Origin of the sequence: Staphylococcus sp. GDY8P198P, assembly GCF_017891615.1 — a bacterium.
GTDB lineage: Bacteria > Bacillota > Bacilli > Staphylococcales > Staphylococcaceae > Staphylococcus > Staphylococcus cohnii.
Map to the genome: position 1 here is coordinate 70518 of NZ_JAESJQ010000001.1, position 21615 is coordinate 92132.

Consider the following 21615-nt stretch of genomic DNA (forward strand, 5'->3'; position numbering starts at 1 on the left):
TTCAAACTTAATGTTCTATGTTTTTATCACTTGTTAAATATCTTCTATAAACGATCATTAATCCTAAAATTCCAAATAGAATTTCGAATGCATAAGGGTTCTTTTTGTCTAATCCAGTATACGGTAAATTCATATTGAAGTTATTTTCTTTATTTGGATTTTCAAATGATTTTTTATTTAATACTTCAAGGTTGTGACGATTATTTTGAACATTAAATTGACTTAAATCTATGCCTAGCGATTTGCTATTTATAGTCGCTTGTTCGTCATTATCAAAATGACTTGTATTATGCTTATCTTTTACTTGCTCCGTGTCCAATGCCTGTTTCTTACCTAATATACTATTATTATCTTTATCATTTACTTTTGTTACTGATGTGATGTTATCTAATTTAGTCTGTAATCCATCAATATTTGCTGTACCGCTTGGTAAGTTACTTATTTTTTCTTTTGCAATTCGTCTTATTGAATCCAATTTTTCTATGAGTTTGTCTAAATCAGCTTGCTCACTAGGAGTAATCAGACCATCTTTTCTAATCTCTTTTATCTTATTAATGATTTTTGTTTGTGCTGCTTTAGCGTCTGCAATTGCTTTTTTGGCCTCTGAAACTTGTTTTGTATCTAAGACACCATTACTATCTGCGTCGTTCACTTTTGGTGATGTTACAGATGTAATTTGTTCTAGTTTTCTTTGTAACTCTGCTTTTCCTGCTGTGCCATTCGGTACTTGGGCTAGATTACTTTTCGCTGCTTGTTTTTCTTTATCTAATTTTTGAATCAACTTATCGATTTCTGCTTTCTCTTTTGGATTTACTAAGCCATCTGATGTAATATCGGCCAGTTTATTATCTACTGCTGCTTTTGTTGATTCTACTGCTTTGATTGCTTTGCTTATTTTTGAGACTTGTTTTGTATCTTGTACACCATTACTATCTGCGTCGTTCACTTCTGGCGATGTTACAGATACGATTTCGTCTAATCTTCTTTGTAATTCTGCTTTATCTGCTGTGCCATTCGGTACTTGGGCTAGCTTATCTTTCGCTGCTTGTTTTTCATTATCTAATTTTTGAATCAACTTATCGATTTCTGCCTTTTCTTTTGGATTTACTAAGCCATCTGATGTAATATCGGCCAACTTAGTATCCACTGCTGTTTTTGCTGATTCTGCTGCTTTGATTGCTTTATTTACCTCTGAGACTTGTTTTGTATCTTGTACACCATTACTATCTGCGTCGTTCACTTTTGGTGATGTTACAGATGTAATTTGGTCTAGTTTTCTTTGTAACTCTGCTTTTCCTGCTGTGCCGTTCGGTACTTGGGCTAGCTTATCTTTCGCTGCTTGTTTTTCTTTATCTAATTTTTGAATCAACTTATCGATTTCTGCCTTTTCTTTTGGATTTACTAAGCCATCTGATGTAATATCGGCCAACTTAGTATCCACTGCTGTTTTTGTTGATTCGGCTGCTTTGATTACTTTTTCTGCCTCTGATAATTGTTGTGTATCTAACACACCGTTACTATCTACATCGTTCACTTCTGGCGATGTTACAGATGTAATTTGATTCAATCTTGCTTGTAACTCTGCTTTACCTGCTATGATATTCGGTACACTATCTAGTTTCTCTTTCGCTGTTTGTTTTGCAGTTTCTAATGATTGAACTAACGCGTCTACTTCAGCTTTTTCATGCGGTGTCACTAATCCATCAGATGTAATTTCAGTCAGTTTAGTATCTACTGCAGTTTTTGCTTGCTCGGCATTTATCACTGCTTCAGTCGCTTCGGATAATTGTTCTGTATCTAACACACCATTACTATCCGCATCATTTATCTCTGGTGACGTTACGGAAGTGATATTGTCTAATCTTCGTTGTAACGCATCTTTACCTGTTGTGCTGTCCGGTACAGTATTCAGTTTATCTTTTGCTGCTTGTTTTATTACTTTCAGTCCCAAGATTAGTCTATCGATTTCCGCTTTTTCACCCGGAGTCACTAAACCATCGGATGTGATTTCAGAAAGCTTTGTATCCAATGTTCCTTTTACTTGTTCCACATTCTCTATTATATGAGATGCTATTAATAATTGCTCAGTATCTAATACTCCATTACTATCCACATCATTTACTTCCGGTGATATTACGGATGAGATGCTATCTAGTCTTGTTTGTAAAGTAGCTTTTCCTTCAGTGCCATCCGGTACACTATCTAATTTTTCTTTCGCTGTTTGTTTTGCAGTCTCTAAAGTTTGAATTAACGCATCTACTGCGGATTTTTCATCCGGTGTTACCAAACCATCAGCTGTAACTTCAGTCAGTTTATTATCTACTGCTGTTTTCGCTTGCTCGGCATTTATCACTGCTTGAGTTGCTTCTGACAATTGTACTGTATCTAAGACTCCGTTACTATCTGCATCATTTACTTCTGGTGATACTACGGATGGTATTTGGTCTAATCTTCTTTGCAACACATCTTTATCTGCTGTTCCGTCTTGTACCTTATCTAATTTTTCTTTTGCTACTTGTTTTGCAGTATCTAATGTTTGAATTAACGCATCTACTGCGGCTTTTTCATCTGGAGTCACTAAGCCATCTGATGTTACATCCGCTAATTTATTATCAACTGTTGTTTTTGTTTGTTCCGCGTTCGACACTGCTGCAGATACTTCTGACAATTGTTCTGTATCTAAGACTCCGTTACTATCAGCATCGTTCACTTCCGGTGATGTTACGGATGTGATGTTATCCAATCTTCTTTGTAGCTCATCTTTACCTGTGGTACTAGACGGTACGCTATCTAACTTCTCTTTTGCTGTTTGTTTCGCAGCTACTAATGTTTGAATTAACGCGTCTACCGCTGCTTTTTCATCTGGAGTTACTAAACCATCCGCTGTAATTTCTGTCACTTTTGTATCCACTGCTGTTTTTGCCTGTTCCGCATTCGCTACTGCTTGTGATGCTTCAGATAACTTATCTATATCCAAGACTCCATTACTATCTGCATCATTTACTTCTGGAGATGTTACTGGTGCAATATTGTCCAATCTTGTTTGTAACGCGTCTTTTCCTACAGTGCCCCTTGGTACACTATCTAGCTTTTCTTTCGCTGCTTGTTTTGCAGTTTCTAATGCTTGAATTAATTGGTCCACTGCCGATTTTTCATCTGGAGTTACTAGACCATCGGATGTTACATCTGCTAATTTATTATCTACCGCTGTTTTCGCTTGTTCAGCATTCACTACTGCTTGACTTGCTTCGGACAATTGGTCAGTATCTAAGACCCCATTACCATCTACATCATTCACCTCTGGGGAAGTTACAGATGCAATATTATCCAATCTTGTTTTCAGCTCAGTTTTACCTACTGTGCCATTTGGTACATTATCTAACTTCTCTTTCGCTGTTTGTTTTGCAGTTTCTAATGTTTGAATTAACGCGTCTACTTCGGATTTTTCATTCGGAGTTACTAGACCATCCGCTGTGATTTCTGCCAGTTTCGTATCTACTGCGCTTTTTGTCTGTTCAGCATTTGTCACTGATTTTTCTGCTTCAGATAATTGTTCAGTATCTAACACTCCGTTACTATCTGCATCATTTACTTCTGGAGATGTTACTGGTGCGATATTATCCAGTCTTGTTTGTAACGCGTCTTTTCCTGCGGTACTAGACGGTACACTATCTAACTTCTCTTTTGCTGTTTGTTTCGCAGTTTCTAACGCTTGGATTAACGCATCTACTTCGGCTTTTTCATCTGCTGTTATTAATCCGTCAGTTGTTACATTTGCTAACTTGGTATCTACTGTTCTTTTTGCTTGTTCCGCATTTGACACTGCTTGCTCTGCCTCTGACAATTGTTCTGTATCTAAGACACCGTTACTATCTGCATCATTCACCTCTGGCGATACAACTGATGCGATGTTATTGAATCTCGTTTGTAAGTCAGTCTTACCTACGGTACTATTTGGTACACTATCTAGTTTTTCTTGCGCTGCTTGTTTCGCAGTGTCTAATGCTTGGATTAACACATCTACTTCGGATTTTTCATCAGGAGTCACTAGGCCATCTGATGTTACATCCGCTAATTTATTATCTACTGCGACTTTTGCTTGCTCAACATTTGTCACTGCTTGCTCTGCCTCTGACAATTGATCAGTATCTAACATACCATTACTATCTGCATCGTTCACTTCCGGTGATGTTACGGATGTGATGTTATCCAATCTTATTTGCAAATCACCTTTACCCGCGGTGCCGTTTGGTACACTATCTAATTTCTCTTTCGCTGTTTGTTTTGCTGTCTCTAATGCTTGTGTTAATTGATCCACTGCCACTTTTTCTTCCGGTGTTACTAATCCATCCGCTATTATTTCAGTTAATTTTGTGTCTACTGCCGTTTTCGCTTGCTCAGCGTTTGTCACTGCTTGCTCTGCCTCTGACAATTGTTCTGTATCTAATACACCATTACTATCTGCATCATTCACCTCTGGTGATACAACTGATGCGATATTACCCGATCTTGTTTGTAACTCGTCTTTTCCTGCTGTACCATTTGGTACACTATCTAATTTTTCTTTCGCTTCTTGTTTAGCAGTTACTAATGCTTGAATCAATTGGTCTACTTCAGATTTTTCATCCGGTGTCACTAAACCATCTGATGTTACATCTGCTAATTTATTATCTACCGCTGTTTTTGCTTGTTCAGCATTCACTACTGCTTGCTCTGCCTCGGACAATTGCTCGGTATCTAACACACCGTTACTATCCGCGTCGTTCACTTCTGGTGATGTTACAGATGTAATATTATCTAGTCTCGTTTGTAACTCTGTCTTGCCTGCGGTACTAGACGGTACACTATCTAACATCTCTTTTGCTGTTTGTTTCGCAGTTTCTAAAGTTTGAATTAACGCATCTACTGCTGTTTTTTCATCTGGAGTAACTAAGCCATCCGCTGTAATTTCTGTCACTTTTGTATCTACTGCTGTTTTTGCTTGTTCAGCGTTCGACACTGCTGCAGATGCTTCTGACAATTGTTCTGTATCTAACACACCGTTACTATCCACGTCGTTCACTTCTGGTGACGTTACAGATGTGATATTATTTAACCTTGTTTGTAAATCAGTCTTACCTGCTATAATATCTGCTACATTATCTAATTTTTCTTTCGCTGTTTGTTTCGCAGCTTCTAATGTTTGAATCAACTTATCTACTGCTGCTTTTTCGTTCGGTGTCACTAAACTGTCTGAATTAACCTCAGTAAGTTTTGTATCAACTGCAGCTTTGGCTTGCTCGGCATTCGCTACTGCTTGAGATGCTTCTGATAATTGTTCTGCATCTAAGACTCCGTTACTATCTGCATCGTTCACTTCTGGTGATGTTACTGGTGTAATATCATTTATTCTTTTCCGTAATACATCTTTATTTGTGATTCCGTCCGGTAGAGCGTTTAACATTTGCATTGCTGATGATTTGGCTTTTTCAATATCTACATTCATTTTATCAATCTCAGCTTTTTCAGTTGATGTCACTAATTGATCTCGAGTTACCTCGACTAGTTTTGTTTCAGCTTGTTGTTTTAATTGTGTTGCTGCTTCTATAGCATCTTCTACTTTTCTTATTTTTGCTTTTTTTAAAGCTTCATTTATTGTATCTGCTACTTCTTGAATATTAACAGCTTTGTTAGTAATATTTACGCCCCTTAACACATTTGGATCTAAAGTATCACTTAGAATATAACCAAATAATTTGTCTTTATTTACATCAATATATTGGTTGGCATCAAATGAAATGTAAAATTTAACTGTGCCTCCTGAACCGCCACCTCTATCTGGATCTCCATTTCTACCACTGTCTGGACGTGTATATGAATAATAACCTAAATGATCTTGTTGCAGAATAATTCTTTGTCTGCCTTCATAAACTGCTATAACTTTTTTTATTTTTTTATTGAGACTATCATTAGGTCTTATTGCATAATTTTCAAATCTGTATGTCCCTCTACCTTTTTCTTTTGACAATTCCATTGTTGCAATTAACGCGTCGCCATCATGTAACACTTCGTCTTTTACGATACCAAAATCATTTTTAGTTACATCATTTTGATTTGTAAACGTATAAATACCTTGATAATTCGGATTATCACGATTAACAGTTAAGTTTTTCATTTTATATAGTAGTTCGTTTATATTTTTAGCTTGGTTCGCTGTAAGTTTTCTATTTCCAGCTACAGAATAATCTCTATTAAAAATTCTGTCATAAGCAGATTTATTATTTTTTAATGAAGTTTGTCTAATAATATTTCTCAGAAATAGTTTTCTTTCTTCTTCGGTTAATTCTGTTCTATTTTTTTCTACTTCATTAAATGCTGTTGTAATATTATCTCCCGCTCTTAGAGAATTATAAGATAATCTAGGCCCAAAATAATGATAATTATTGTGTGTTCCATTATAGTATCGATTTCTATCGATACTTCTGACTACTCTAGTTTTTGGAATATATTGCTTTTCTGGTTGTCTGTCATTTTTGAGATTTTTTTCATTCGTACTCAAACTTTTTTCTGCTTCGTTTTTCTCTAAATTATTGTTTAACTCTTCAACTTTCACTTCAGTAACTCTATTTTCCATAGAAGTCAAATTTTGATTGATTTGTCTTTCGTTTTCGTTTAATTTTGATTCACTTTTTATTGCAGTATCCGTTTTTCTGAGCTTTTCGGTACCCGTTGGTATTATATCTGTATCTGTTTTTTCAGTATCTAATGATTTTATTTCTTCATCATTTTTAATAGTTTCAGGTGTTTTTTCTTGTTTATCTTTTTGTTTGTCTGATTCTTTTACATCTGAATGCTCTGGTTGTTCTTTATTTTCAACAATAGCATTGGCATTGGATTCTGATTGTTGCTGAGTTATATTAGTGCTATCCTGAATTAATTTTGTATCTTTCGAAATACTTTCTTTTTCTATTTCTTTATTTTCAATTTCAGCTTGAGTTGGTTGCTGTATCGTGTCATTATTTTTTTCTTTTTCTAGTATATTATCAAAATTTGAATCATTTTTTGTATTCTCTATATCTACTTTAGGAGGTATTTCTTTTACTTCTTGTTGTTCTTTTTGTAAAGTATCAGCTTGGGCTTCTTCGCTGTGGTTAAAAACTAAAAAACTACCTAAAAGCACTGAAGCAGTTCCAACCGTAAATTTACGTATGGAATATCGATTGTTTTTCCTAGCCATATACTCTTTAAATATCCTCATTGTTATCTAACTCTCCTTTTCGATAGTAAAATCATTTTTGATATTATTAAATTTAATGCAATTTATCCTTCTTTAATCATTATAATTTTAAATTTAATACCCAACACTACTTATAATGCGTCAGTAAAAAATTTGAATTTTTAAGTAAAATAGTGAGATTAATACGTTTTACCATCAAAAATGATTGTTAATAAACATAAAAAAGACACATAAAAACAGCAGTTTTTATGTGTCTTTTATTAGTTATTTATTATTTAAAGTTCATTCGATACATGTACTCGGTTTGAATTTAAATTCAAACGAGTTATTGCTAATCCTTCAGTTGGCTCAAAAATCGTCATTTCTTTTTTATTTAGTAAGTCTTCTGATAAATGTAATTCAGTAATTTTATTAGAATTATACCATTTAATATAAAATGTGCGTGTCGTTAAATTTAATACGGTTTGATACAACGTATAATGTAACTCATTTTCTTCATCTCTAACTGCACCTTTAGGTATACTCATGATTTCCAATAATTTAAATGCATTAAGTATGTCTTGTTCTGGACTATTTGTTGCTTCTTCTAAATAATTTTTCAAGTAAGCAATGCGAATAAATCTCTCTGCTGAAGTATATCCACCTGGTAAGCCATACGTGCCGCCTTCATTTCCCAACGATTTCAAATTAATATTAGCAAACTTTTTTTCTTTTGGCTTTTGGGGTGTAATGTTTATGTAATTCTTTAAATTTTCATAATGCCAATTTAAATCAGGGTTGTTAGTCAAAACGGCAACTGGATTGTCATTAACCACTATTTGACCTTTATTAAAAGTAAGCTCTACTGTTCTACCCGTATCATCAGAAATATGATAATGTAACGGTGGAACTTCAGAGAGGTCATTCAGAGTATGCGCCACAACATTGACAGATTGGGCATTTTTTATTAAATCAGCTATGTTTTTGTTATAACCTAGTATCCAATTTATCACTTCATTTTGAGCAATATTCATATAGCCTGCTTTAGTTTCATTTGCGTAAGAAGCGTAGCCTCTGAAATATTGTACTGAAACGCCAATGCCATGCTCATTAACACCGTCCCCAAATAAAAAACCTTCCATATCACTGCCTGAACCTACGAAACCATATAATGTTTCACCTTTATACTCTACACGTGATTCCCAGTAATAGTGACGTGGTTGAACTGCTGGGTTGCCTTTTAATTGATAAACAAAATCCATTGTTCGACCTAATATAGCTTGATGATTCTCAGACATAAATGAAAAACCTGTACACATTGCTTATACGCTCCTTTAATAGCACTTTACTAAATCTATTTTTGTCTTCATTATGATTGTAATTAACTTTATATCATAATAATAGCAATTCGCTTAAATTTCAGGAAATAGTTATGGAATCACAACATTAAATTATATATTCATGAATTCTACCGCTAGCTAGTGATTTTTGCACATCGATGACACGCTGATTTAATGAACCTTTATAAGGTAAATTGGGTTTGTATAAGTGATGAATGAAAGGACCGTCCACGAGTACATCTATATTTTTTAATAATTCATTTCTTTGATATTGATCATTCCTTAAGTATTCAAATAAAAATCCTGTCCATACCCATAAAGTTTTTTCATGACCAAAACGTTGTCTAAATGCATGAGCACATTTGAGTGTTATGTCTAAGTTGCAAAATGGCTCCCCACCTAAAATGCTTAAACCTTCTATATAATCCGGATCACAATTTTCTATTATTTCTTTCAAAATTTCATCATTAAATTTTTCACCATATTTAAAATTTTGTGCTACTTTATTATAGCAATTTAAACATGCAAATGGACATCCTGAAACATATAAACTACATCTCACACCTTCGCCATCTACGAAACTTTGTGACTCTATTTTGGCAATATAACCTTGTCCATTTATGATATTTAATATTGTCATATCGATTGATCTTTCATATGTTTTACTCTTGCACAAATTTCTTTATGTCTACCTTCGATTGTAGGACGTTGCACTGGATTTCCTAAATAACCACATGTGCGTTTTACTACATCTACGGTTTTAGGATCACTATTTCCACATTCCGGACACTGATATCCTGTTGGGGTTGTTTTAAAATCACCTTTAAAATCACATAAACGACAATGATCTATAGGGATATTTGTTCCTAGATAACTGATTTTGTCATATGAATAATCCCAAACCGCTTCTAATGCTTTAATATTATGATCTAATTTTGGATATTCACAATAATGTATGTAACCACCGCTAGCATAAAATGGATAATCTTTTTCAAAATCTATCTTTTCAAACGGTGTAATATCTTTTCGCACATCGTAGTGGAACGAATTTTGATAATATCCCTTGCTCGTAATATCTAATATATCTCCGAACTTTTCTTTATCTAATCTGCAAAAACGATCTGTTAAAGACTCACTTGGTGTACTATAGATACTAAACCAAATATCGTAGCGTTCTGTCCATTCCAATTGATAAACTTTCATAGCTTTTAATATTTGAAGCGTAAATGCTTTACCTCTTGCTGTTTTTTCCCATTCAGGGCCATAAAACACTGTAGCTGCCTCATACAAACCTATATAACCGATCGACAGCGTGGCACGTTTATTTTTAAATAGTGACATTACACTATCTTCATCACTTAAATAATGTTTAAAAGCACCATTTTTATATAAAATAGGGGCGTTATCAGGCGTAGCTTGTTCCATACGTTTAATGCGATAAACTAATGCATCGTGCATAATTTGCATTCTCTCATGAAATATTTCCCAGAACTTTTCCATATCACCATTTGATTCTATAGCTATCCTAGGTACATTAAGCGTAACTACCCCTAAATTACATCTTCCATTATTTTCTGCTTCACCTTGCTTATTTTTCCATTCTGGTAAAAAAGAACGACAACCCATTGGCGCTTTAAAATCACCTAAAATTTCTACTGTTTTATCATAATTTAATATATCTGGGTACATTCTTTTTGTAGAACACTCTAACGCTAATTTTTTAATATCATAATTAGGGTCATCTTGACTAAAATTCACCCCTTTTTTAATGGAAAAAACAAGTTTAGGAAAGATGGCTGTAATACGATCTTTTCCGAGTCCTTTTATTCGTGTTTTCAATATAGCTTGTTGAATTTTTCTACTATATTCATCTATACCTAGGCCAAAACCAAGAGTGACAAATGGCGTTTGTCCATTTGAAGTATAAAGTGTATTTATTTCATATTCTAGACTTTCAATTGCGTCATTAATGTCTTGTGTAATTTGATGATCAACATAAGCATCAATATGTGTATCTTCAACAAATTGTTGCGCTAATTTTCGATGTTTTGCTTCATTATATTTTACGTAGTCACTTAATAATTCATCTACTCTATCAATGGTACAACCCCTATACTGACTACTAGAAACGTTAGCGATAATTTGAACTAGCTGAGCTGAAGCTGTTTGAATTGATTTTGGAGATGTTACAGATGCATTGCCAATTCGAAAGCCATGTTTCAACATATTTTTAGCATCGATCAAACAACAGTTAGTGAGTGGTTGGAAAGGGTGATAATCTAAATCATGGAAATGTATATCACCACTTTTATGTGCCTCTGCTATATGTTTAGGCAATAAGTAATCTAAAGCATATGATTTAGATACAACACCTGCTGTTAAATCTCTCATCGTAGAAAAAGTGGCACTATCTTTATTCGCATTTTCGTTAATAACTGTAGGATCTTTTGTAATAAGTTTCGTCAAATCTTGTTCTAATTTATTCATTTTACCCCTTCTTTTCTATATATTGTATATAAACATAATTTATACCACAATATATAGTGTTTCAATGTTAAGAAGGGCTGTTAACAAATATGTCATAAACTTGTTACGATTTAAGAAACATTAATTTTTATTCTAAAATTTTTGCTTTTGAGAAATGTAAACGTCCTATTTTATGCTTTTAGCAAAATGCGTATATAATGCATGCGCTTGTGCTTCATCTTCTAATCCATAAACATTCATACGGCCATCTTTAAATAAAGTAATATCGGTGTCGTTATAAGAAAGTAATTTAGCAAAACTATTTGCTTTTTTAATTTTTGCAGGTAGATAATGCGCATATTCAAACATTTTTTCATCGAAACGAAGCAAAAATGTATCGCCACATTGAGACTCTACGTTTGTACGCTGAGGTTGATTAAGTAAATCATATTGCTGATGTACACAAATACTACAATTGCTATTTTTAAGTTGGTTGATATTCACTGTATGATACTGAATTGAAAAAGTATCTATCGTTATTAATTTTTGAGAGAATCCAGCTGATGTTAGCCAACGCAATAATTCTGAGACTTCCATACTAGCTACTTGGTATATGACTGTAGGCAACACACCATTAATAGAACAACTTTCTGCAGATTCAGGTATTTTATCGAGCACACATTTTAAACATGGTCCTTTATAATCAATGCCATAAATGGTGCCTTGACTTCCAATTGCAGCCCCATAAATCCAAGGTATCGAAAATTTGTGGCATGCTTCGTTAATCAAGTACCTAATTTTAAAATGATCCATTCCATCCATGACGATAGCAGGATTAGAGTTTCTTAAAATGTGTTCAATGTTGGTGCAAGTTATTTCTTGGTATAATGCGTTGATTTTAATATTAGAATTTATATCTAATAAATGCTTTTTTAATGCTTCTACTTTGGGTACCATCATTTGTGCATCATTTTCAGTATAAGTGGCTTGCCTATGTAAATTTGATATTTCTACAATATCCATATCAATTATTGTAAGTTCGCCAACTCCCATACGTGATAATATTTCTGCACAATGACTTCCTAATGCTCCGGCTCCTACGATCATCACGTGTGTTTGTTCTAGTTTACGCTGACCATTTCTTCCAAAATTTTTATAACGTATTTGACGAGAATACCTTTCCATCATAAAAATCCGATTCCTTCTGTTGGACTTGAAGCTTGAGCTGTATACTTAACTGGTATTCTTCCTGCCTGATAACTCATTCTTCCTGCTTGAATGCCCAACTTCATAGCTTCTGCCATCTTCCCTGGATCTTTCGCACTTGAAATTGCTGTGTTTAATAGAATGGCATCTGCACCTAATTCCATAGCATGGCATGCATCTTTTGGTGATCCTACACCTGCATCGACTATTACAGGTACATTGGCGCGTTCAATAATATAACGTAGATTTAAAGGATTATTTATTCCTCTTCCAGTACCAATAGGTGAAGCTAGTGGCATAATTGCATGCACACCTAATTCTTCTAGACGTTTGGCAAGTACAACATCATTTGAAATGTAAGGACACACTGTATAACCTTTTTCTAGCAAAACTTTGCATGCCTCATATGTTTCTAAAGGATCGGGTAGTAAGGTTTCCTGATCACCTATCACTTCTACTTTAATCATGTCACAAAGATGGGCGTGGTTAGCAATTTCTGCAATTCTTATCGCTTCCTCAGCTGATGTTGCACCAGCAGTATTAGGAAAAGTAACAAAGTTTGATAAGTCAACTTTTGCTAAAGGATTAGGTAATTTCTCATCATATAAGTTCATTCGACGCACTGCAAAAGTTAAAACCTCTGTTTCAGACGCGTTTATAGCTTCCTTTTGAATGGCTTCTGTTTCAAATTTACCAGTACCTAATAACAATCTTGAATTAAATTCAAATTTACCTATTTTAAACATCCTATCCGCCTCCTACAAATTCTAGTAATTCTAAACAATCTTTATCATTAACGATATAATCTTGAAATTGGTTTTGTTTAATTAATTTTTTATTATGTTCAACAATCACTCTCTTTTCTTCTAACCCGAGTGTTTGCAATATTTCTTGTATATTCAAAGGGTTTTCAAATGTGAAATTATCACCATTAATAACACAATGCATCACGATTCATTCCTTTCTCACTTATTGATAAGTAAATAATTAACCTTAGGTTACTTCATAATTTAACCATGCTCTGTGTAAGGCTTGTACTGTTTTTATCGAGTGATTAAATATTGATATACCTGCGATACCTTGAAATCCTTTAGGTAAATGAGACACCGTTTTTAAATTAATACCACCTAATGCGACTACAGGAATATCACTTTTCAATGCATCATTAACCTCAGTTAATGATTTAGGTGCTAATCCTTTTTTAGACTTTGTTTCAAATACGTGCCCATAAAGTACAAAATCCAAATTTAAATCCTCTGCACATTGGATCGCCTGGCGATTGTGTGTAGACATACTTATTTTTATGTTTGAACAATGTTGTTTTAAAGCACGAATTTGCTCATCATTTTCTCTAAAATGTATACGTGACAAGTCGCAAGATTGGAGTACATGATAATCACTGTGAATAATAATTTTATCTTTCGGAAAATGCCGTTGCTTTAGTTGGTTTATCCATTCTATTGTCTCAGAAGTACACATCGGTGATCTGACGATTAGGTAATCTATATAAGGTTCAATTTCGCAATAATTAATGCTATCTTGCTTAGTTAATTTATGATAACTGGTAATCGCAATAATCACTATAATCACTCCTAAAATAAAAAAACGTTATTTTTCCAAATAGGAAAAATAACGTTAATGTGAACGGACAAATATGGTTTATAACGCCACTTTTCCTACGCCAGTACAAACTGGATCAGGTTCAAGGAATTCTAGCGTATCACGCTAGTCTCAGCCTTTTTATCATAAAGGCACTTCCAGTGGTTAAACTTAGCTCTATTTAATTAATGTGAATTTTACAATTAATTCATGTTTAATTTAACGTAAAAACTGTATTTTTTCAACCTTATATATTTTCAGCTTATTATTTTCTAGGAAATATCATGACCAATCATGCATGATTGTTGCTATAAAATAATTTTAGTGAGAGATTTTTAATAATTCCTTTGTTATTTCTTTAGTCTCATCGTAAATTTTTTGGTATATTGCAAAATATTTCATATATTGCATATGACGTTCTACACTGGGTTCAAATACTTTATCATATTGAATAAATTGTTGAACCATCTCAGCGACATCATTAAACCACCCTACACCTTTTGCTGCTATCATCGCTGCACCCATACTTGGTCCTTCTTCATGCTTTAATTTATATACTTTAGCGTTAAAGATATCTGCTTGTAACTGAAGCCAAAAATCACTTTTAGCCCCACCACCGATAGAAATCATTTCTTTAATTTTTTTATCATTTTTACGTAAATAATAGATAGATTCATATAATGCAAAAGTGATGCCTTCAATCACAGCACGAGCCATATCTTTATTATTATGCATATGACTTAAGCCAATAAAACTTCCTCTAATTTGACTATCACCGTGGGGTGTACGTTCTCCTGATAAATATGGTGCATATATTAAACCATTACTCCCTAGAGAAGATTGTTTAGCTTCATCCAAAATTTGGCTATAAGTTAAGCTTGGCGTAATGTTTTTTTGAAACCATTTTAAACTATCACCTGCAGCTAATATGACACCCATTGCATAAGAATTTTGAGGGAGCACATGATTAAAGTGATGTATATTGTGACCATAAGTCGCTGTATTCTCAGAATCACACGCTAATATGACACCCGAAGTACCAATACTACATAGTGTGTCGCCCTCACTAATAACGCCTGCTCCTAATGCGCCACAGGCATTGTCTCCGCCCCCAGCATATACTGCGACATCTTTATCTAAACCTAATTCCTCTGCAATTGAAGTATTAAGGTACCCTACAAAATCTTGGGATTCAATTAAATTTGGACAAAGTTGGTATACACCATAATAGTCACAAATATTTTTATTCCAGCACTTATTTGCTATATCCATTAACAATGTGCTTGATCCATCAGAATATTCCATATTTATCGTATCTGTGAATTTAAATCTCACATAATCTTTAGGCAGTAAAAAGACATTTGCTTTGGACCAAATCAACGGTTCATTTTCTTTAACCCATAACAACTTCGTTAATGTAAAACCTTCTAAAACAGGATTATCCATTACATATTCACCAAATTGCTGTTTTATTTGTTCACACTGAAAAGTGGATCTTGTATCATTCCATAAAATGGCATTTCTAAGTGGTTGAAATTGATGGTCAAGTAACACTAAACTATGCATTTGACCAGAAAATGATATACCTTTAACCTTCATACCTGCTAACTTTTCCGAATTCAATAAGTACTTTATACAATCTTTAGAGGCTTCGTACCAATCTTCTGGATTTTGTTCACTAAAACCTGTTTGTTGATTAATAACATGAATTGGTTCACTAGTAACATCTAAAACGTCACCTTTTTTATTAATAGCAATGGCTTTAACAGAACTTGTACCGATATCTATGCCTAATACAATCTCTTTCACATATACCATCCTTTTATTTATAGTTATTTTTAAACTATTTATTTTCAATGTCATTCACGTTATATTTATAGCACAATATATTTGAAAATAAAAATTGTTTTTATAAAGAAAATATTTTCAATTCAATTTTTATACATCAAACAAGTAACAACAGTGAATGATATAACATTTTATGTTAAGAAATGTAATGATACTGTTTTCAATGTTTTAAAATACATTAGCTATTTTTAAGTTCATTCAAATTTATTAAAACTAAAACAAAAAAGCACTGAGATATTTTTTCTCAGTGCATAAAAGTATAAGTAATGATAATGCATGTAACTTTTTAAGTATCTAAAATAGTAATTTAGAAGCGTAAATAACAACCACCACAGTAATTGAACTTAATAAAGTAGATAAAAAGACAAGCTCTGCTGCAAGTTCTGGGTGATTGTCATACTCCTGAGCAATCACAGAACTATTTACTGACGTCGGCATTGCTGAAGCGATAAACAATGTTTGCGCAATCACGCCTTCAATACCCATGATTTTTATAATTATTAATGCGATGACTGGTCCAATCACTAAGCGTACAAATATAAAAATATATGATAATGACCACTTAAAAGTAAAGTTTATATTGGCAATTTGTGCGCCTAACATAATTAAAGCAATTGCAATCATCGCATCCGCTACATAGTTAGCTGGCGTCCAAATAAATTCCGGTATAGGGATATCAGCATAATTTAAAATAATTGCAAACAACAAAGCGTATAATACTGGCATTTTAAAATACCCTAACATCGCTTTCAATTTTCCAATTTGTGCAGACTGTATTGCGAAAATACCATATGAAAAAGTGAAAATATTTTGTAATGATAAAACGATGACTTGTACTGACATCGCTAGTGGATCACCCTTGAACACTAGGTCATTGACTGGCACACCATAGTTTCCAGAATTAAAAAATAATACACTATTGGTTAGCGTTGTAGCCTCGCCCTTATCCCTCTTGTTTATTATAGTTAAAACTTTCCCCACTATATATAAAAAAATGATGTATATTATGAAAAACAATACAATATACAATAATAAACGCAGTTCAAAATTTGTTTTATAAAATTTTACAAAAATAAATCCTGGAACAAACACATAGATGTTTAATTTAGCTAAAGTCTTTAAATCTAGAGTGAACTTTTTCTGTAAGATAAATCCCAATGCTATCATTATAAAAATAGGTAATAACACACTCTGTAATATATAAACCATTTCACTCATCCTAGAACACTCCCTCGTAAGAAACTTTAACACTAGACATATTCATTTGTATTTAAGCTAAATTTAGATATCTGATTTTTAAAACTATGTTGTTTGTATACTTTAAAAATATAAAAATTAGGAGTGAAATAAAAATTGATAAATTAGAAATCAATTTCATATTTCAACTCCTATATCGTATCAATAAAAATTCTAAACTTTACTAAGATTACACTATTTTAATTTGTACATCATTTAATGGATTTGCTTTATTATTTAAAAGGGATTTATAACAATAAGATAATATATCATTCGTCTTTTCGGTTGACTTCATCGCTATTAGTAGTATTATTAATCTGCTTTTGTTCATCGCTATTATTTTCTTGCTTTCTTTTGTTTCGTTTTTTTTCTTCCAAAATTGACATAACTATAAAACCAACAACTAATAACGGTGTAAGTATACCAATCATCATCATCATTTAGCTCACCTCATTCGTTCATTTCAATTTAATGTCTAAATTAACCTTTACTATCAATTTACATGTTTTTGTTACCTTCCTCAATAGAACAACCTATTTTATTATATTTTAATAATTATCTCTATTCATTTTTCACTTGATATTACACCAATTCGTGTTCGACATTCTACTTTTTGCTCGCTTATCTGTCAGAAATGTTACTTTAGTTGCTCACATTGCATCTTTTATAAAAGCTAATAGTCTTAGATATATTGCTAAATCATAACGATAGTTACCAAAATAATTGTCATAATGAAAAGCTGAACATATTTTCAATTATTTAACACTTCAATATTATTCACGAATTGTTCGGATTTATTACTATTTTAGTGTACCATCATAGAATATATTATAAACAGATGCAAAAATTATCCATTTTTTTAGTTTTAGAATTTTATTTTATTATAATTACGCAACATTAATTGACTTATTAAATTTAAAAAGAGTACTATTTAAATAAATGAAATTAAATTTAAGTATATCTACATTTCCTGAACGAATTTATTGTGTACGCTCTCAAAACCTTAATACTTAATCTGATTCTCATTTTACTATAAATCATTGCCAATTTTACTAGCTAACATTTAAGGAAAGGAGGGGTTTAATGAATTATAACCAAATCATTTATGATGAAGGCGATAAATTAGAACATTTAAATACACCTAACTTTTCCAATATATATTTAGTCATTTCAGGTATGATTCATTTCCAAAAAGTAAAATCAAATTTTATATTTCATCGAGGAGATGTATTTGTAGTATATGATTTTGAAGAAAACCTCATTATTCATCGAGAAGGTATGCTTGCTTGTATTTCAGTAAATAATTTAAGTTATCATCGGTTCACCTTAATAAATCAGGAAAACCTTCTAGAAAAATATAAATTAAGTAAATTGATTACTGAAACCTATATTACAACTTTAAAAAATATTTTAGAAAACAATTCATTTAATGGAGATATCGGAGTTATTAAATTAATCAATTACCTCAATTCATCTCAAGCAAATATATATGGACAGTTGACTTACTCAAATAAATTAATTAAAAATGTTGTAGAATATATTAACCAACATTACAAACAACCATTAACGCTGAATTTAATTGCCAAAAATTTTTACGTAAACAGTAGCTATTTGTCTAGAGAATTTTCAAAAAAAATGAATATTTCATTAATCAAATATATTAAAAAAGTTAAAATCTATAGTTTATCTAGAGAGTTATTAACAAATGGCAATAGTGAATCAATTTGGGTAGACTATGGGTTCCGTTCATACAATACTTATTTGAGAGATTTCAAAAATGTGATGCAAATGACACCTAAAGATTTTATAAAACAACATTATTCTAAAAGTACAAATACAAAGATAGAACCACATCAATTATATAACCAGCTCCAATTAATTTTGGATACGATTAAATCTGAATAAAATACAAAAAATCCAAGTTTACCTATCAAAGGCAAACTTGGATTACGAATTAATATTTATATTTATTATCCTCATCATCATCGGAATAATTTTCTTTGATTTTTTGTTGTTCGTTCTCTTTTTGATCTTCGGATAATACAAATGAGTTATTATGTTCATTTACTTGTGATCCATCTTTGATATAGGGATTTGCATCATCTTCTTCATCTCTACTATAAATTGCTTTTTGTGGCTTTCTCACAAGTAACATAATACCTGCTACTAACCACAATATTGCGGTAATCCAATTACCAATTAATGAAATAACACCAACAATGATTAATAGAATACCAGCAGCTTTTGCTTTTTTACCAATTAACACTGCACCGATGATTGCTACTATAAGTAGCACAATAGACAATATAAGACCTGCAGTTACCAATCCACTTAACATATTAATAACCGCTTCTCCATTTTCATATGTGATCGAACTATCGTCTTCCATCATTGCTTGTATCATTGCATTTTTATTGTCACCATTTCCAACTAATGGTAAGAATATCGCAAGTACAATTACACCTAGTAGTTGTATACCAATACCAATCCAGGCAAGTATACGTTCAGCTGTTCTTTTCATTATGTTTCACCCCTAATCAAAAATTTATGTTTTTTAGTTAATATCTGTTTAGAATTATATCATTTAGTATACGCATCCTGTTGCTACAAGTCCATGTATAACACATTTAATTTCCTAGGTAATTATTTACTTTTTCTAAAAGCTTCATCTATTCGTTCCAATTGATTTACAAAATCTTCTATTTCTTCAAGTGAAAATTGGTCACCTAAGCGATTTTTTACTGATTCTGTCATTGCAGAAGTCGCTTGCTTTAAAAATGTTTCACCTTCTAAGCTTAATTGAACTAATTTTATTCTTTTATTATTTGAGTATGCTCTTTGCACATAGCCCATTTCTTCAAGTTTACCTATTCTTTTTGAAGCAGCTGTTTTAAATATATTTTGCAGCCCAGCCAACTCATTAATCGTAACTTGACCTTTTGTTTGAATAATTCTCATCGCTTCAATTTGTTCTCTTGAAAGTAAGTTTGTGAGAGACGATTCGTTCACCATTTCAATAATTTCTTTGTTTAAATACAACATCACTATTTGAAATTTGGTTATCGCTTTTTCAATCGATGCATCTACATCATTCATAATCTTATCCCCCTTTATAAATTACTTAAATTCGATAGAAAGTGGTAACTTATCGCGCTTATTGAACCATAGTAGAACTAAATATTGTAAAATCATCATTACGACTATGATACCGATAAGTAACGCTACAACAAATCCAAAGTCAAAGTGACCTGCATTAGTAAATATCGCTTCTCTGTATCCTTGAATAGCGTAAGACATTGGTGAAAATGGATGTATCCATCTATAGAACGTTGCAGAAAGTTCTATTGGGAACATACCTTCACTTGCACTTAATTGTAAGATTAAAAGAATCATTGATATAAATAGTCCTATTCTGTCTAAGAATAATGTTAGGAACGATGTAATTGTAATTGCTGCAATAGCCCATAATAAACCTACTAATATAAATTTCCATACATTACCAACTGACATGTTAAACACAAATAATACCCAACTACTCATAAATAACGCAGACAACGCACCTTGAACAATATATAATGCAAATTTTCCTAAAGCTTGTCTCACTGAAGTTGTAGATTTATCAATAGTTTTTCTCAATGGATAAATAGCACTAAACGATAGCGCACCAACAAATAAACTAACACTTGCCATATAAGGAACAATCGTTGCACCGTATTCATCAGCATTCGTTGGATTATTTTCTTTTACTTTTGTAACATCATTGAGTGCTTTTTCATTTTCGGATTCAAATGAAACATTATTTTGTTGACTAACTGCATCATCAATTTTTGATTTTAATTCGTCATTATTTGCTTGAAGTTCTTTCAGCCCATCTGTTACCTGTTGATTTCCCGATAATAATTTTTGAGCTGGTTGACCTACCATTGGTGCCATTTGTTGAATACCATCTGTTACTTGTTGATTACCATCAATGAGTTCTGTTTCTGCATCAGACATTTGTCCTAATGCTTCTGATGTATCTTGATAACCTGATTGTGATTTTTTAGCACTAGCGAATAATTCACTCAAATAGTTAGATCTTATATTATCTTTTATAGATTCAGTCACTGTATTAATAGCTGAATTTGCAGATTGACTTCCTGTATAACTAGAACCAGGATTTACCTTAGTTTCTAGATTTATTTTTTTAGGGTTTTCATCTAAAATTGTCGTTGCATTTGATGAGGCATTTTTGGGAACAATAATAGTTCCTACACTTTCACCTCTATTCAATTGTTTATTCGCTTCTTTTTCAGAAACGACTTGAAAATCAAACTTATCATTATCTTTTAATTTATCTACTAAATCATCGCCAATAGTAATATCTTTATTATTAAGCGTTGCTTTTTCATCGTGGTTTACAACAGATATTTTTAGATTTTCTGTCTTATCGTATGGATCCCACATTGAACCAACGAACAAAGCTACGTATAGCAACGAAATAAGTGATATTGCAATTAAAGATACCACTAACATTTTATTTTTAAATATAAATTTAAATTCATTCAACATTTTTCCAACTACCTTCCTTTAATTGTACATCCCATGTACTATAAGTTAAAAAAAGACTAAAACAAAAATATTTGCCTTAGCTTAACACGCATGACCAGCTATTTATAAGGGTGAAATCACTTCAGTACACCCCGTGTACTTTTTATATATTACGCTTCTTAAATTTAAATGTCA

General features: G+C 32.3%; 15 protein-coding genes and 1 riboswitch. Of the genes, 1 reads left to right on the plus strand and 14 read right to left on the minus strand.

The genetic code is table 11. The features are described 5' to 3' along the window. Positions 1–7: 7 nt before the first annotated feature. The 11 genes from KA824_RS00290 to KA824_RS00340 form a co-directional block, all read right to left on the minus strand. Complete coding sequence (locus KA824_RS00290; RefSeq protein WP_181187282.1) at positions 8–7237, minus strand: GA-like domain-containing protein; 7230 nt, start codon at positions 7235–7237, stop codon at positions 8–10. Positions 7238–7491: 254 nt separating this feature from the next. After that, positions 7492–8514 carry a choloylglycine hydrolase family protein gene (locus tag KA824_RS00295; RefSeq protein WP_181187283.1) on the minus strand — a complete coding sequence of 341 codons (1023 nt, stop codon included), beginning with the start codon at positions 8512–8514 and terminating at the stop codon, positions 7492–7494. Between the two features lie 127 nt (positions 8515–8641). After that, positions 8642–9175 carry an anaerobic ribonucleoside-triphosphate reductase activating protein gene (nrdG, locus tag KA824_RS00300; protein ID WP_154409645.1) on the minus strand — a complete coding sequence of 178 codons (534 nt, stop codon included), beginning with the start codon at positions 9173–9175 and terminating at the stop codon, positions 8642–8644. Then, positions 9172–11022 (minus strand): anaerobic ribonucleoside-triphosphate reductase, encoded by a 1851-nt coding sequence (nrdD, locus tag KA824_RS00305; protein WP_181187284.1) that lies wholly within the window; start codon positions 11020–11022, stop codon positions 9172–9174. The genes nrdG and nrdD overlap by 4 nt, the downstream gene beginning before the upstream one ends. Positions 11023–11187: 165 nt before the next feature. Next, positions 11188–12186 (minus strand): ThiF family adenylyltransferase, encoded by a 999-nt coding sequence (locus KA824_RS00310; RefSeq protein WP_181187285.1) that lies wholly within the window; start codon positions 12184–12186, stop codon positions 11188–11190. Next, complete coding sequence (locus KA824_RS00315) at positions 12186–12953, minus strand: thiazole synthase (protein ID WP_107386322.1); 768 nt, start codon at positions 12951–12953, stop codon at positions 12186–12188. The genes KA824_RS00310 and KA824_RS00315 overlap by 1 nt, the downstream gene beginning before the upstream one ends. 1 nt (position 12954) lies before the next feature. Further along, complete coding sequence (gene thiS / locus KA824_RS00320; RefSeq protein ID WP_154409644.1) at positions 12955–13155, minus strand: sulfur carrier protein ThiS; 201 nt, start codon at positions 13153–13155, stop codon at positions 12955–12957. Between the two features lie 45 nt (positions 13156–13200). Then, complete coding sequence (locus KA824_RS00325; RefSeq protein ID WP_107505251.1) at positions 13201–13788, minus strand: thiamine phosphate synthase; 588 nt, start codon at positions 13786–13788, stop codon at positions 13201–13203. Positions 13789–13862: 74 nt separating this feature from the next. Continuing rightward, positions 13863–13976, minus strand: a riboswitch (TPP riboswitch). A gap of 151 nt (positions 13977–14127) precedes the next feature. Next, positions 14128–15615, minus strand: a complete 1488-nt coding sequence (xylB, locus tag KA824_RS00330; protein ID WP_181187286.1) for a xylulokinase — start codon at positions 15613–15615, stop codon at positions 14128–14130. Between the two features lie 333 nt (positions 15616–15948). Next, positions 15949–16872 (minus strand): AEC family transporter, encoded by a 924-nt coding sequence (locus KA824_RS00335; protein ID WP_107523623.1) that lies wholly within the window; start codon positions 16870–16872, stop codon positions 15949–15951. A 287-nt stretch (positions 16873–17159) separates the two neighbouring features. Then, positions 17160–17330 carry a hypothetical protein gene (locus KA824_RS00340; protein WP_154409643.1) on the minus strand — a complete coding sequence of 57 codons (171 nt, stop codon included), beginning with the start codon at positions 17328–17330 and terminating at the stop codon, positions 17160–17162. Positions 17331–17973: 643 nt separating this feature from the next. Between KA824_RS00340 and KA824_RS00345 the strand changes: the two genes are divergently transcribed. Then, positions 17974–18795 carry an AraC family transcriptional regulator gene (locus KA824_RS00345; RefSeq protein WP_107383472.1) on the plus strand — a complete coding sequence of 274 codons (822 nt, stop codon included), beginning with the start codon at positions 17974–17976 and terminating at the stop codon, positions 18793–18795. Between the two features lie 49 nt (positions 18796–18844). Here KA824_RS00345 and KA824_RS00350 read toward each other — a convergent pair whose 3' ends face one another. The 3 genes from KA824_RS00350 to KA824_RS00360 all read right to left on the minus strand — a co-directional run bounded on the left by KA824_RS00350 (position 18845) and on the right by KA824_RS00360 (position 21441). After that, positions 18845–19411: a DUF4064 domain-containing protein gene (locus tag KA824_RS00350; protein ID WP_019469167.1), complete on the minus strand. Its 567-nt coding sequence runs from the start codon at positions 19409–19411 to the stop codon at positions 18845–18847. Positions 19412–19533: 122 nt separating this feature from the next. Further along, a complete protein-coding gene (locus KA824_RS00355) occupies positions 19534–19986 on the minus strand; it encodes a MarR family winged helix-turn-helix transcriptional regulator (protein WP_107383473.1) in 453 nt (150 codons plus the stop codon). Positions 19987–20007: 21 nt separating this feature from the next. Continuing rightward, positions 20008–21441 (minus strand): YhgE/Pip domain-containing protein, encoded by a 1434-nt coding sequence (locus tag KA824_RS00360; protein ID WP_019469169.1) that lies wholly within the window; start codon positions 21439–21441, stop codon positions 20008–20010. Positions 21442–21615 lie beyond the last annotated feature (174 nt).